This is a genomic window from Candidatus Flexifilum breve (assembly GCF_016713355.1).
The window spans coordinates 930,681-944,750 of the sequence record NZ_JADJPI010000037.1 but is presented as its reverse complement, the minus strand read 5'-3'; the positions used below and the strand labels follow the sequence as shown (position 1 = coordinate 944,750).

Here is a 14,070-nt window from a genome sequence, read left to right as displayed (position 1 = left end):
GAGCTCGCCGATCTGTGCGCGCAGATCGGCGGGCTCAAGCGCTCGTCGTGTGGATTAAGCAACCGGATCTGGAGTACGCCCCATGGCTATAAAAGCGGGATCGGCGCTCCGCCGACAAGCGCGCAGTCACTGGTTGACCGCGTTGATCGCTTTGCTGCCCGCCCTGTTGGTGCTGGGAATCTTCAGCATCTACCCCATTCTCTACTCCGGCTACCTCAGCCTACATGATTGGGACGGTTTCTCGCCCGAGCGCAATTTTGTCGGGCTGCAAAATTACTTTGATTTGTTTAACTCGGCACAGTTCTGGCATTCCCTGCAAATCACGCTGATCTACGTGGTCAGCATCACCGTGTTGAGTTCGGTCGGCGGGTTGTTCATTGCCTTGCTGCTCAATTCCGGCATTCGCGGCGTGACCTTCTATCGCATTATTTACTTCATCCCCGTGGTGACAGCGACCGTCGCGGCGGCAACCGTGTGGCGCTACCTGCTCGATCCTGGTTCCGGCTTGGTCAATACGCTGCTGCGGCAGATCGGCGTTCAAGGGCCAGCATGGTTGACTGATCCGCGCTTTGCCCTGCTGGCCGTGATTCTCGTCGGCGTGTGGAAACGCGTCGGCTTCAATATGGTGATCTTTCTCGCGGGGCTGCAAACCGTGCCCCGCGCTTATTATGAAGCGGCGATGGTCGATGGCGCGAATACGCGCGCGCAGTTCCGCTACATCACGCTGCCCATGCTGGCGCCGACAACACTGCTCGTCGCGATCATGTCGCTGATTGACGCTTTTCTGGTATTCGACACCGTGTTTGTGATGTCCAACGGCACGGGCGGCCCGGTCGGCTCCACCGAAGTGCTCGGTTTCATCCTATGGCGCGAAGCTTTCCGCTATTTTAATCTCGGCGATGCGTCAGCAGTGGGTTGGATTCTGTTCTTGATCGTGCTCATCGTCACCGCGTTGCAGTGGCGCGTGTCCGGCACCGGGGCACGGAGCGGCGTATGACCAGCGAACGCCTCCCTGCCCTCTCAAGACAGACAAAGCGATCCTTGAACTGGAAACGTTGGATTCCCCGCCGCTGGTACATTCACCTGCTCTTGATCGTCGGCGCCATTGTGATGATCGCGCCGCTTCTGTGGATGATTACGCTCTCGTTGAAACCTGCCCGCCTGACGTATTCGCCGCCGTACTTGTTTCCCAATACGTTCGAATGGCAGAACTACGTCGATGCGTGGAATGCCGCGCCCTTCGCGCGCTACTACTTGAATACAGCGATCATGGCGGCAGGGATCACACTCGGCCAACTGTTGTTTTCATCACTGGCGGCCTATGCCTTCGCGCGGATCAAATTTCCCGGTCGCGAAGTGCTGTTCCTGCTCATCCTCGGCACAATGATGCTGCCGATTCAAGTGCTCATCATCCCGTCGTATTTGACCGTGCTCAGTCTGGGTTGGAAGAACTCGTTTTTCGCGCTGATTGTGCCGCGCATGGTGAGCGCGTTTGGCATCTTCTTACTGCGGCAGTTCTATCTGAGCATCCCGCGCGACCTTGACGAGGCGGCTTTCATCGACGGTGCATCGCATTTCGGCGTGTGGTGGCGTATCATTCTGCCGCTTTCGCGTCCCGCGCTGGCGACGCTGGCGATTTTCGCCTTTCTCTTCGCGTGGAACGACTTTTTGTGGCCGCTGATCGTGACCGATGACCCCAACATGCGCACGATTCAGTTGGGACTGGTGATGTTTCAGGGGCGGTATTCGACGAATTGGACGCTGCTGATGGCGGGTACGGTGACGGCTACGATCCCCACCGTAATCGCATTCTTGCTCGGCCAGCGCCAGTTCATTGAAAGCATTGCCCTGTCTGGAGTCAAAGAATGACTGAACCTTTGTGGGTACGCGATGCGGTGTTTTATCAGATTTTTCCAGAGCGGTTCGCGAATGGCGACCCGTCGAATGACCCGCCGGGGGTGGCGGATTGGGAGCGCGATCTACCCACGCGCGAAAACTTCTTTGGCGGCGATCTGGCGGGTATCAGCGCGCGCGCCGATCATCTGACGCGGGTCGGCGCGACGGCGCTCTACACCACACCGATCTTCGCCGCGCTGAGCAATCACAAATACGATACAACCGACTATCTACGCATTGACCCCGCCTTCGGAACGCTCGATACGTTTCATGAACTGGTGCAGACGCTGCATGGGCGGGGAATTCGCCTCGTGCTGGATGCGGTCTTCAACCACTGCGGTGACAGCTTCTGGGCGTTTCAGAATGTCATCGCCAACGGGCGGCAGTCGCCGTATTGGGACTGGTTCTATATTGGCGGACATCCTATTCAAAGCGATCCACCGAACTATCAGACCTGTGGTGGGGCGCCGTTCCTGCCCAAGCTGAATACGTCGAATCCAGAGGTGCAAAAGTATCTGCTAGACGTCGCGGCCTACTGGATCGAACAAGGCGCGGACGGCTGGCGGCTGGATGTGCCGTGGAAAGCCGATATGGCACTGTGGCCGAAAGTCCGCGAACGCGTGCTCGGAATCAAACCAGATGCATATTTGGTGAGTGAAGTCTGGCGCGGTGTCTCTGATTGGCTAGACGGCCAGCGTGTCCACGGTGTAATGAACTATCGCCTGCGGGCAAATATCCTCGATTATGCTATATTCGATCACATGGATGCTGAAGATTTTGCCTACGAAGTAGATTATCTGCTGCGCGAGTATGGCGACCGTGCCTATTATCACCTCAACCTGCTCGGCAGTCATGACACGCCACGATTGCTCACGCTGAGTCGGCGGAATGTGCAACGTGCGGTGATCGCTATCACCTTGCAGGTGACGCTGCCCGGGACGCCCATGATCTACTATGGTGATGAGATCGGCATGGAGGGCGACAATGACCCGGACTGCCGTCGTCCTATGGTCTGGGATGAGCGCCGCTGGAATCCAGCAATTTGGCAGACGACCACCCGACTCACGGCTGCGCGGCATGAGCACCCGGCGCTGCGCTCCCTGCATGTAGAGCCGCTCAAGTTGTGGAACGGCGTGTTCGCCTATACTCGCCGTGCCGCCGACGATGTGGTCTTGGTGGTCACAAATCCACGCGGCGTCCAACCGTGCTTGGACATCTCGGTGCCCGAAGGCGTCGCTGCGCCGCGTTGGCGTGATATACTTTCGGATACTGTGTTCCCGGTGACCAACGGCCACCTGCGCTTTGAACCGCTCCCCGCGCAGTCGGCTTTTGTGCTCGTCCCGGAATTCGGCAACGCCGATGGCTAGAGTAACTATCAGCGACATTGCGAAAGGGGCGGGCGTCAGCAAGACGACCGTCTCGTTCGCCTTCAACACCCCGGAACGCCTACCTGCCGACACCGTGCAGCGTATTCTGAAGGTGGCGGAAGAACTCGGCTATGTGCCGAATCCCATAGCGCGCAGCATGACGAGCAATCGCACCGGGAACATTGGTCTGTTGTTCCCGCAGCCCGTTCAGACGATTCTCAACAACCCCTACACGTTGGAACTCCTGCAAGGCATCGGTCAGGTGTGCGATGCCCACGGCCTAAACATTGTCCTAGTATCGCCCCGTCTCGGGAACATGCGTCAAGCCGTTTCTGCTGCTGTTGTCGACGGCTTTCTCACCATTGGGCTGGAGCACTACAAATCGACAATCCGCCTGCTGGAACAGCGCGAAATCCCCTATGTGATGGTCGACAGCGATCCGCATCCCGGTGCGATCTGCGTCAACATTGACGATGAAACCGGGGCGTATGCGGCAATGCGGCATGTACTTGAACAGGGCCACCGCGACATCGTGATTCTCGGGATTGAATCGGGCAAACACGGGCGCTTTGACGAATATGTCGGCACCATCCGTTACCGTATGCGCGGCTATCAACGTGCGCTGGCGGAGTTTGGCCTCACGTTGAATGGTGAACGGGTACGCTTGGTCGAGTGCCCGTGTACAGCGGCCGGCGGAGCAAACGCTTTCGACCACCTGCTGCGGGAGCAGCGTCTGCCCACGGCATTTGTCGCCATGGCCGATATCCTCGCCGTGGGTTTGTTAGAAACGTCCATCCGGCATGGGTTGTCCGTTCCCAAGCACTTCTCGATTGTGGGCTTCGACGATTTGCCGATTGCGCGCTGGCTCCACCCGCCCCTCACAACCGTCACCCAGCCTGTCCACGAAAAAGGCGTCCTAGCCGCCGAACTACTGCGTCGGCATATGGCTGGAGAAGCGCCAATTCAAGATCATGTGCTGCCAACACGCCTGATTGAGCGGCGGAGTGTTGCTTCTCTGTCGTAAGATCCCTTATGTGCGAGGATGTAACAGGGGTCTCTCGAAGCGCAAGAGAGGCGGTGGACATTTCGACGGCGAACGACGAGGATTGGAATTCATCCAACCTCTAGAAACCCACTATATTGGAGAAACCTCATCTGAGGGAAGATTCATGCAGCATCGCGATAGTAGTCATGTAGGATTCCTCCAAGAACATGGCGGCATCGGATGACTCCTTGTCGAGAACGTAGTCTGGGAATAGGCACTTGCTGATCGAGTCCCTGATGAGGACGAGACGCATTGTAATAATCGATGTACTCCTTGAGAACACGGCTGAATTCCACTGATTCAAAATCAACAGGTGGTCAAGACATTCTTGACGAACTGAACGTACCCACCGTTCAGCGATAGCATTCGCTCTTGGCGCTCGAAATGGCGTCCGCACATGTCGATGCCGTCTGAGACAAAGACTGATCAAACCTGGTTGTGAATTTGCTATCCCGGTCATGAATGAGGAAACGCATCGGTATACTCGACTCGCCCAACTGCCAGACAAACTGCCGCACAATGCGTACGGTATCGAGGAGGAAGACAAGGAGTTGGAACGGATAGGGTTTTCGCACCCTACACCTACGGCAATTCCAGATAGTCCGTATAAGTTCGTTTCGCAATCCGCTGCACCCCGGTCCACGAGGCAAATTCGACAAGTTCGCCCGTGACATTGCCAATGCCTACCGCATAGTGATGCGGATGGCCGCCGCTCGTCAGCGTATGCACCAAATCGTGTAGACTGGTTGGCTCATGATTCAACGTGAAGTTGGTGAACCAACCGCGGGTACCCGCATATCCCGGGTTTTCTCGTTCGACAATGTCTGCGCCGACGACGAGAAGCTGATCACCGCTGCGGCTGATATAGCTGATCGTCGCGGGGTTCGCGGCAAAGACCTGATCACCAGCGACGCCGTAGACATTCGGTGACTTGCGCCCCAACGTCACATGGTCGACCCATTGAATCCCATCTTTATTCGCGAAATGACGCGGAGATACTCCACAGTGCCACATCAACGCCGCCGGGTTGATCGTATCAATCACGGCCATGTCGAGGAGCGTGGACGATCCATGAGCCCCAGTGAGCAGGTTGAGCAAGTACATGCTGATCGCGCCGTAGACGTCGCCTTCGCACGAGACGGCGATGCCATCTTCACTACCCATCCAACTGTAAGCCATACAGGGGGCGATGCGGTACGCTTCCTGAAATTCTGACCAGCACGACACGGCCAGCGCGTCATACCCTTGTTCTCGGGCAGTGTCACGCAGCGCCAGATACAGACGGGTTACCCGATCAAATGCGGCGGACTCGGAGACGCGCACGGTGCGCGCGGCGCTGGAGATCTCCCGAGCGGTTTGGGCGACCGGAGCTGAATCGTAACCTTTGGCACGCTCGATCAACTCACTGAGTTCGTGGGCAACAACCTCCACGCCGAGTTTTGCGCGCAGCCGTTCGGTATCGAAGCGCATATTGATGAAACCCGGTGCTAAACCTCCGAACCAGCCGATCCGCGCCTGCGCCATGTTCTTAGCCGCCGCCAGAGCCCGGACGGTGACGCCGAACGGACGCTGAAACTCCTCTGTTTCCACATGCCCGTAAAACCACTTGAACGGGATGTGCTCGGAGGCGAGCGTTTGCACCAGAATGCTCGCGAAGTGGCTCATCGAGACGAACGAGTGCAGCTTGATGTCGCCATCGCGGTGTGGCTCAGGCGTGGCCCACAAGCCGATGCGTGGTACGACTCGCGCCAAGGGCAGAATTTGCTCACCGATGCTGCAACCAGCGGTCTGCACGAGCAGAAAGTCGATGTGCGCAGCCCGGAGCCGCTCGGCGGCTTGCTCGGCAGCCTCAACCGACATGATTTCGTCCGCGATGGCGACGAGCTCAAAGCCCCAAGCCTCGGCGAGGGCTTCTAAGCCTGTAATTGCTCGTTCACGCTGGTGGTATTCGGTCGCGAAATAACTGGCAATCGACGTGCCGACGTAGCCAACCCGCAGTTTAGCCTTCGCCATGCTGTCCCTCCCAAAACTCGTCGAGGACACGAAAGAGGATGGCGATAGATCGGGCCCCAGCGTCCACATGTCCGATAGCCCGCTCACCAGCGAACTTCGCCCGCCCGAACTTCGCCACCATCCCAGTAGTCGCTTCCGCGCCCGCCTGCGCCGCCGAAGCCGCTGCTGCGAGGCCTTCGGTCAGCGTTTGCGCCGAACCAAGTGCGGCGACGGCGGGTGCGAGCGCATCGACCATGGTTTTATCACCGGGCGCTGCGCCACCTCGCGCTTGTACGCCGGCAAGTCCAGCGGTCAGCGCTTCGTGCCAATCCGCCAGCGCAATCTCATCACGCGTCTTGAGCGCGGCACTCATCCGCAGAAAGAACGTGCCATACAGTGCGCCGGACGCCCCACCCATCCGATTGAACAGCGATTGGGCACTCGCCTGCAGCACCGTGGTCGGCGTCGGATCGGCAAGAGCGGCCGCTTTTTGCGCTGCATCCACAAAAGCGGCGGACAAGGCCTCGCCGTGGTCACCATCACCCAATGCCGAATCCAGCGCGTTAAGTTCAGCTTTTGCCGCCTCCATCGCTGCGCCGACCTGCTCAATCCAATGAACGAAATCGCGTCCGTTCCATGCGTCTGTCATATGCTAAACGCCTTTCAGGAAAGCACCGTTAGCTGGAGCGTCCCACAACTGCTTCAACTGATCATCGACCCGGCACAGAGAGAGCGCAAAACCCGCCATTTCCTGAGTCGTCGCATACGGGCCAATCCACGACTTGTAGTGCCGAATGCCCGCCTCTTTCAAGAGTGCCGCGACCCGACCATGCAGGATGTAAAGTTCCATCAAGGTCATGCTGCCGCTGTTATTGAGCAGCACCAGCACTTCATCGCCCGCGCGAAAAGGCAAATCGTCGAGGATGCGTGGGAGCATCAAATCAATGGTCGTATCCGCGCTAGCGATCTTATGTCGGCCCGTGCCGACTTCACCATGCACCCCCATGCCAATCTCCATTTCGCCTTCTGGCAGATCGAACATCACTTCACCCGTGATCGGGCTCGCGCAGGAGCTGAGCGCGACTGCCAGCGTACGCGTGTTATCGCGAATCCGTTCGGACAGCGCCTTGCATTCCGCCAGTGATGCGCCTGTTTCGGCAAATGCGCCGAGCATCTTCCACGTGAAGAATAAGCCCGCGGTGCCCCGGCGCTCCGGTTCGCTGCCCTTTGGCGCGCTGGAGATGTCATCGTACAGCACAACCATCTCGACCTTGTCGATGCCCTCCATCTGGCACAGTTCCAGCGCGATTTCAGCATTCATCAGGTCACCCGCGTGATGCGAAACGCACAGCAACACCCCTGCCCCACGATCCGCCGCTTTGATGCCCGCGACGATCCGTTCTGGACCAGGGGCGGCGAACAGCGCGCCCGGAATGTTGACATCGAACAAGCCGTCGCCGACAAACCCGATCATCGCTGGCTCGTGACCGCTACCATTGCCGATCACCAGGCCCACTTTGCCTGCGGCTTTGGGCTGCGCGCGCACAATGAGACCATCGTCTGTCAAGCGCACGATCTCAGAATATGCGGACACGAAACCGGCCAGCATATCCTGCAGAATGGTGTCGCGTTGATTGATCAATTTGGCTTTTCGAACCGACATCATGTTACTCCATGGGGACAAAGCACATCAGGTGAATAGGATGTTCAACGGGCTGATCGGTGAACTCAACCCGCACGCGCATCCCCAGTTCGACGTGTTCCGGCGCGCAGCGCAAAAGATGAGGAAACAAGGTCGATGCGCCATCCAGGAGAATGTAGGCGAATACATAAGGCGGCTTAAGGGCGGCCACATCCGCATTGCTGCCCGGAGAGAAATGCAGGACAGAGAACGTCTTGACGACGCCGGTTCCCGCGAGTTCGATCCATACGGTCGGCTGTAGACAGTGCGGGCACAGTGGACGCGGCGGCGCATATACGCGGTCACAGCTTGCACAGCTCGTACCCAACAGACGTCGATTTTCCAGTTCAATGAAAAATCGGGAATACTTGCCAAGCGTATGCGTATACGTTTGCGTCAGCGACAGGTTAAGCCGCTCGATCTCCCGGAATTCCGCCCAGATATCTCCGGTGGCGGCGGGCAGCGTTTGCACATCCTTCTTGCTGGTCACGATTGGCATAGTTAATCCCGTCGCTCGAAGATGTTCACTACGGAGATCGTCGCGATGCCCGCGTGCGTATCCGTCAAGCCGCGCCGGGCATTCGCCACCTGTCGGCGGGGATCAACTTCTCCCCACAACTGCTGGGCGATCTCGATCGCTTGAGCAATGCCTGTTGCGCCGACGGGCGCGCCGCGTCCAAGGAGTCCGCCGCTGGTGTTCACTGGCAGTTGGCCGCTCAGGTCGAACAGGCCACTCGCGATACTCCGACCGCCAGCGCCCGGCGGCACAAAGCCGAGGTCTTCGACCGCTTGAATCTCGACCCCGCTGTAGCTGTCGTAGAGTTCCGCCACATCAATGTCGTCAAGCGGATTGGTGATACTCGCCATAGTATACGCTTGCTGCGCCGCCGCCTGTTTCGCGCGAAAATTCGTAATGTCCGGGTAACGGTCGCCGAGCCGCATGGTATCTGTGCCGCAGCCAGTCGCCGCAAAATGCACCGCCGGACGCTGCGCAAACCGTGGGCAGTGTTCACGCGCCCAGGCTTCCGTAGACAGCAACATGACCGCCGCGCCATCACTGAGAAGGCTGCAATCGAGCAGGCGATAGGGTTCAGCCACCGGGCGTGAATTCAGCACATCGGCAATCGAAATATCCATCGGTTTCTGTGCGAGCGGGTTGTACTGCGCATTGTGCCGATTGCGTACCGCGACGTGTGCGAACTGCTCGGGCGTCGTGCCGTATTTGTCCATGTGCGCGCGCATCATCGCCGCGTAAAAGCCGGTGTACGTCCCGCCGATCATCATTTCCCAGTCGAAATCCGCCGACAGCGCGAACAGTTGATTCGCCGTCTGGGACGAGACGCCGCGCCCATTCGTTTCACACCCGTAGACGAGAATCGAGTCGCACAGGCCGCTCTGGATGTAGGCCCACGCGGTGCGCAGCGCGAGCGCGCCGGTCGCGCCGCCGCCTTCGACCCGGACGGTCGGCGTCGGCAGCAGTCCAATCTGATCGTGGAGGATCGCCGCCAGCGTCATTTGTTTGTTGAAATGGTCGCTTTCGTAGCTGCACAACCCATGCTGTACTGCACGTAAATGCAACATGCCTGTATCGACGAGCAGCGCCAGAACTGCCTCAGCGAGTAAATCTCGCGGATTACAGTCTGGCCGATCCGACGCAAAGCGCGTCATACCGACACCAGCGACGACAGGTACCGTTTTGATCATGGGCACAGCTCCCCGTACTGCTGATACCACGCGGTGGAAACGGGAGCAGGCTTGAGCCGCTCGATCCACGGTGCGCCCGTTTGCACCAACGCCGCGAGGCGGCGCATGCGGTCACGCCCGGTAGTCTGCAACCATGTTTCCCGTGCGGACACATCCCGGATCTGCGCCGCCTCACCCCAGATCGCGCGCCCACCGATTACCCCGGATGCGCCACTCGCACACGCCAGCGCCAGTTGATCGCAGAAGACCTCAAATTCGACGCCGGCGCTCAAGAGCACCCAGGGGACGGTTGTCGCGTCCGTGAGCGCGGCACAAGCAGCGCGTGCGGCAATTGCATCACCCCATTGGGTGGTATGAAGCGGAAATTCCATTTTGAGGATGTCCGCGCCAAATCCCTCTACGCGCTGCGCTGCGGTGATAACTCGCTCGGTGAAGCGGGCTTGCTGTAACTCGCTTGCTTCGTCTTCGAGTGGGTAGAGAATCGGTTCAGCATAGAGCGGCAAATCAAGCGCCGCACAATCGACGGCCACCCGGTGCAGCAGTGCGTCCTGCTGCGGCGCACGCAGCGCATCGTCGCTGTTGTAGTAGTAGAACAGCTTGACGCCATCCGCTCCCATCCGCTTAATCTTGGATACACTCCAAGTCGGCAGAATTTCGCTCAGGAGCGGCAAAGGCTGGAGCGCATAATCCGCCTTTTCCAGTTCCAGCAGCAAGCCCGCGCCTCCCAGACAATCCCCGGCTATCGCCTGCGCCGCACCGTAGATCGGGTCGAGCAGCACGCCGCTGGCCTCCGGCGCGAGCGCACGTACGACCTGCGTCTTGAAGGCGACCATCTCAGCGTTCGTCACCGCTTGAGGCGCGTTCGGATTCAGCGCGCGCCGCAGCGCATCATGATGATCGAGCGCCAGAATGACGAAATGCCCGTGCGTCGTGCTGACCCGCTGCAAACCCCGAATTTTGCCGATACTCAGTTCACGCATCGTTAGTCCGCCCGCAGCCACACGCTCTTGACCTCACTGTAGAGATCAATGGCTTCTTTGCCCATCTCCCGACCGTGACCGCTCTGCTTGTAGCCCCCAAACGGCGAGGCCGCATCGGTATCCCCCCATGTATTGATCCAGATCGTGCCCGCGCGGAGTTTTGCAGCGAAGCGATGCGCGGTTGCGAGGTCGCGCGTCCACAAGCCCGCCGCCAAACCAAAGGGCGTTTCGTTGGCGCGCCACAGGACTTCATCCGCATCATCAAAGGGCATCGCACACACGACCGGGCCGAAGATTTCCTCACGGGCGATCTTCAGGCTGTCCTGCACGTTGACGAAGACTGTCGGTTCGATGAAATAACCGTCTGCCAGCGCGCCGCCAAGGCGCTTCCCGCCAATCACACTCTGCGCGCCGCTGGCATAACCGTCCTGAATGTAACCCATGACCGTGTTCAACTGATCGCCACTCACCACTGGACCGAGATCGGGCTGTTCGGCCTGCATTCCCATCCCGACGCGGATTTTCGCCACTTCGTCAGCGATACCTTCCACGACCCGATCAAACACGCGCCGTTCGATGTACAGGCGTGACCCGGCGGTGCAAGACTGGCCATTGTTGCCGAAGCTCGCCCAGGTCGCGCCGACGACTGCCTGCTCCAGATCAGCGTCCGCAAAGATGATGTTCGGGCTTTTGCCGCCCAGTTCAAGCGACACGCGCTTGAGAGTGCTCGCAGAATTGCGAATGATCGTCCGCGCGACGCTGGCGCTGCCCGTAAAGCCGATCTTGTCGACCCCCGGATGTTCGACGAGCGCTGCGCCCGCCGTTTCGCCATATCCGGTCAGCACATTGAACACACCCGGTGGGAAACCCGCCTCTTCAAACAAGCGGGCCAGATAGAGCGCGCTCAACGGGGTTTGCTCGGCCGGTTTGAGAATGATACAGTTGCCCGCCGCCAGCGCCGGGGCGATCTTCCACGCCGCCATCAGCAGCGGATAATTCCACGGCACGATCAACCCGCATACGCCAATCGGTTCGCGTACCGTGTAATTGAACATGCCCGGTGTGCTGACCGGGATGGTCGCGCCTTCAATCTTGGTCGTCCAACCCGCGTAATAACGAAAGTGGTCGGCGGACAGCGGCACATCGACGGTTTGCGCTTTCTTGACCGGTTTGCCGTTGTCGAGTGCATCAAGTTGAGCGAGGATCGGGGCGCGGGCTTCTATGAGATCAGCGAGCCGCCAGATCAAGCGCCCACGCTCGGACGCCGTCAGCTTGAGATGCCACGCACCGCTGTCGAACGTCTGGCGCGCGGCGCGGACGGCCGCATCGACATCCTCAGCCTGCGCGGACGGCACGCGTGCCAACACACGTCCGGTTGAAGGATCGACCGTCTCAAAGGTTGCCCCGCTTAAAGCAGGAACCCACCGTCCGCCGATATACAGTTTCAGTTCCTCACCGAGAAAGGCACGCACTTCGGGCAGGAGGTCGATATAGGTTTCTGGGAACACAGGGAGTGTCATGGTAAATATCCTCAAACGCTACAGGTGTTCCGCGAGGGCTAACGCGACTTCAAAAATCGACTCGTTGCCCCGGTTGAGAGCTTCTAGGCCGCCCGGAGGCAGCGGATCGAGAAATCGGCGACCCCGCGTCAAGTCATCCCACACGACGACCATCGAGACCGCCGCCATGTTGAAGAAACGTGCCACCGCGAACGTGGTCGCCGTCTCCATTTCGACCGAGAGAATGCCCGCGTGATGCCACGCTTCCATCATTTGCGGCGTTTCGGTAAACAGGGATGACCACGTGACATGCGTCCCGCGATAGGTACTGTGCCCACGCTCACGGAGCTTCTTCTCCGCTCGTTCGATCCATTCACCCGAACCGCGAACGGCATCATGCGCGCCGTACATCGGCGCAATCCCATCACGGCACAGCACGACATCGGGCAATATGATGTCGCCGGGCGCGAGATAAGGTTGCAGCCCACCACACGTTCCGATCTGCACGGCTAGCTTCGTCCCCAACACGCCAAACAGGTGAATGATTTCGACGGTGCGCGCCGCGCCATAAGCACAGCAAAAAGCGACCTTCTTGTCCTGCCAGCGTCCCCAGAAGATGTCGGGGAATTCCAGTTCGCGGACTTCGGACAGGCGGCTCAACCGCCAGTCAGTGCGCTGCTGACGCCACCAGCTTCCCTCGACGATGACCACATCGGGCACGTCTTCGGGCGCGAGCTTCATAGCCGCGAGCCATTCCGGCGCGTCGATGTCGAAAATCGACCGAAACATGGGCGTGAACGAGGTCACGGCGCTTGTTCCAGTTTGCGGAAGAAGTCGCGGAAAATCGCATCGCGGTCAAGGCCATACGCTTCCCGCATCAGATGCGGGTGGCGTTCAGCCGCCCAGTAGAGATCATCGGTCAGGCGCGGCGCGCGGACCAACTGCGATGGCACCCAATCCGGCTCCAGCAGCCATGCAATGTTAATCACATCCCAGATCACCCAGGTACGGGCATAATGATCGCCGATGCCGAACAGCGTGTGGACGGGGTTGTGCGTATATAAGTGATAGAGATAATCGCCTATTTTGCCTTTGCCACGAACATAGGTGTCCATGTCCGCCAGCGAGAGTTTGAGCTGTTCGCCCACATAGTAGCCGGGGAGGAAGACCAGCGGCACGCCGCTGTCGTAGATCAACTGCGAGGCGACAATGTCCTGAACGAGATTGAGCGAAGGCTCATGGCTGAGATTGACGAATGACGGGTAGGTCGACGTCCACAATACGACGATGCGTGACGCGATCTCCGGGGCCATGATGAGCGCCGAAGCGATGTTCGTCAGGCAGGCAATCGCGGCGATGTACAGGGGGCGATCATCCTGGGCCAACGCGCGTTCGATGATGAATTCCGCCGAGTCACTGCGGATCGGGGCATCGAGCGAAGTCAGATAACCGGGCGAACCGCGAAAGACTTTGCCAGTCGGATCGACATTGAGCTTCTCGTAAACGGTCAGAATTTCCTGATAGCTGAGTTCTGCCCCTTCTTCGGGGGTGTCGTAGTGTAGCTGATGTGGATCGCTGCCGAGCGCCAGATGGTTCAGCGCCACGCGGCGAAAAGCGGCGAGTTCTGGAGGCAGAACCGCACTCCGATTCACCTTGAGGAGATTGTAGGCGGCGTTGGTACGGTCGCGCAAATGTTGGAACGAATAGGGTTCAGCGCATACCCCTTCCACATCAAAGCGATCCTGCGACAGCAGTGCCCAGGCAATCGCGAACTGGTCATCGATTTCGTTGTGCGTGTCCGTATCGATCAATAAGCGGATGCGTCCCGTCGGCGGTTCCAGCTTCCGGCGCATCGCTTCATCGGTTAACTGTGGGAATTTCAGCATGGTCATCAATAATCCTTTTT

Annotated in this window: 13 protein-coding genes; 4 read left to right on the top strand and 9 right to left on the bottom strand. The window is 59.1% G+C overall.

Features of this window, described 5'->3' with window-relative positions; genetic code table 11:
- Positions 1–82 precede the first annotated feature (82 nt).
- From IPK17_RS35040 to IPK17_RS35025, 4 genes are all read left to right on the top strand, one after another.
- A complete protein-coding gene (locus IPK17_RS35040; RefSeq protein WP_343422363.1) occupies positions 83–997 on the top strand; it encodes a carbohydrate ABC transporter permease in 915 nt (304 codons plus the stop codon).
- Positions 998–1,110: 113 nt separating this feature from the next.
- Positions 1,111–1,869, top strand: a complete 759-nt coding sequence (locus IPK17_RS35035; RefSeq protein ID WP_343422599.1) for a carbohydrate ABC transporter permease — start codon at positions 1,111–1,113, stop codon at positions 1,867–1,869.
- Positions 1,866–3,263, top strand: coding sequence for a glycoside hydrolase family 13 protein (locus tag IPK17_RS35030; RefSeq protein WP_343422362.1), 1,398 nt, complete (start codon positions 1,866–1,868; stop codon positions 3,261–3,263). The genes IPK17_RS35035 and IPK17_RS35030 overlap by 4 nt, the downstream gene beginning before the upstream one ends.
- Positions 3,256–4,287, top strand: coding sequence for a LacI family DNA-binding transcriptional regulator (locus tag IPK17_RS35025; RefSeq protein ID WP_343422361.1), 1,032 nt, complete (start codon positions 3,256–3,258; stop codon positions 4,285–4,287). The genes IPK17_RS35030 and IPK17_RS35025 overlap by 8 nt, the downstream gene beginning before the upstream one ends.
- A gap of 603 nt (positions 4,288–4,890) precedes the next feature.
- Here the strand turns inward: IPK17_RS35025 and IPK17_RS35020 are convergent.
- The 9 genes from IPK17_RS35020 to IPK17_RS34980 are packed head-to-tail and all read right to left on the bottom strand — an operon-like array spanning position 4,891 to position 14,056.
- The gene (locus tag IPK17_RS35020) at positions 4,891–6,321 is read right to left on the bottom strand and encodes an L-fucose/L-arabinose isomerase family protein (protein WP_343422360.1); all 1,431 of its coding nucleotides are present in this window, start codon (positions 6,319–6,321) and stop codon (positions 4,891–4,893) included.
- Positions 6,308–6,949, bottom strand: coding sequence for a dihydroxyacetone kinase subunit DhaL (dhaL, locus tag IPK17_RS35015; protein WP_343422359.1), 642 nt, complete (start codon positions 6,947–6,949; stop codon positions 6,308–6,310). The genes IPK17_RS35020 and dhaL overlap by 14 nt, the downstream gene beginning before the upstream one ends.
- Positions 6,950–6,952: 3 nt before the next feature.
- Positions 6,953–7,966, bottom strand: coding sequence for a dihydroxyacetone kinase subunit DhaK (locus IPK17_RS35010; protein ID WP_343422358.1), 1,014 nt, complete (start codon positions 7,964–7,966; stop codon positions 6,953–6,955).
- Between the two features lies 1 nt (position 7,967).
- A complete protein-coding gene (locus IPK17_RS35005; RefSeq protein WP_343422357.1) occupies positions 7,968–8,480 on the bottom strand; it encodes a Zn-ribbon domain-containing OB-fold protein in 513 nt (170 codons plus the stop codon).
- A gap of 2 nt (positions 8,481–8,482) precedes the next feature.
- Positions 8,483–9,685 (bottom strand): thiolase C-terminal domain-containing protein, encoded by a 1,203-nt coding sequence (locus IPK17_RS35000; RefSeq protein WP_343422356.1) that lies wholly within the window; start codon positions 9,683–9,685, stop codon positions 8,483–8,485.
- A complete protein-coding gene (locus IPK17_RS34995) occupies positions 9,682–10,665 on the bottom strand; it encodes a tagatose 1,6-diphosphate aldolase (RefSeq protein ID WP_343422355.1) in 984 nt (327 codons plus the stop codon). Before IPK17_RS34995 ends, IPK17_RS35000 begins: the two co-directional genes overlap by 4 nt.
- Before the next feature lie 2 nt (positions 10,666–10,667).
- Positions 10,668–12,185 carry an aldehyde dehydrogenase family protein gene (locus IPK17_RS34990; protein ID WP_343422354.1) on the bottom strand — a complete coding sequence of 506 codons (1,518 nt, stop codon included), beginning with the start codon at positions 12,183–12,185 and terminating at the stop codon, positions 10,668–10,670.
- A gap of 18 nt (positions 12,186–12,203) precedes the next feature.
- On the bottom strand, positions 12,204–12,971 hold the full coding sequence (locus IPK17_RS34985; RefSeq protein ID WP_343422353.1) for a phosphorylase family protein: 768 nt from the start codon (positions 12,969–12,971) through the stop codon (positions 12,204–12,206).
- The gene (locus IPK17_RS34980; protein ID WP_343422352.1) at positions 12,968–14,056 is read right to left on the bottom strand and encodes a nucleoside hydrolase; all 1,089 of its coding nucleotides are present in this window, start codon (positions 14,054–14,056) and stop codon (positions 12,968–12,970) included. Before IPK17_RS34980 ends, IPK17_RS34985 begins: the two co-directional genes overlap by 4 nt.
- Between the last annotated feature and the right edge of the window lie 14 nt (positions 14,057–14,070).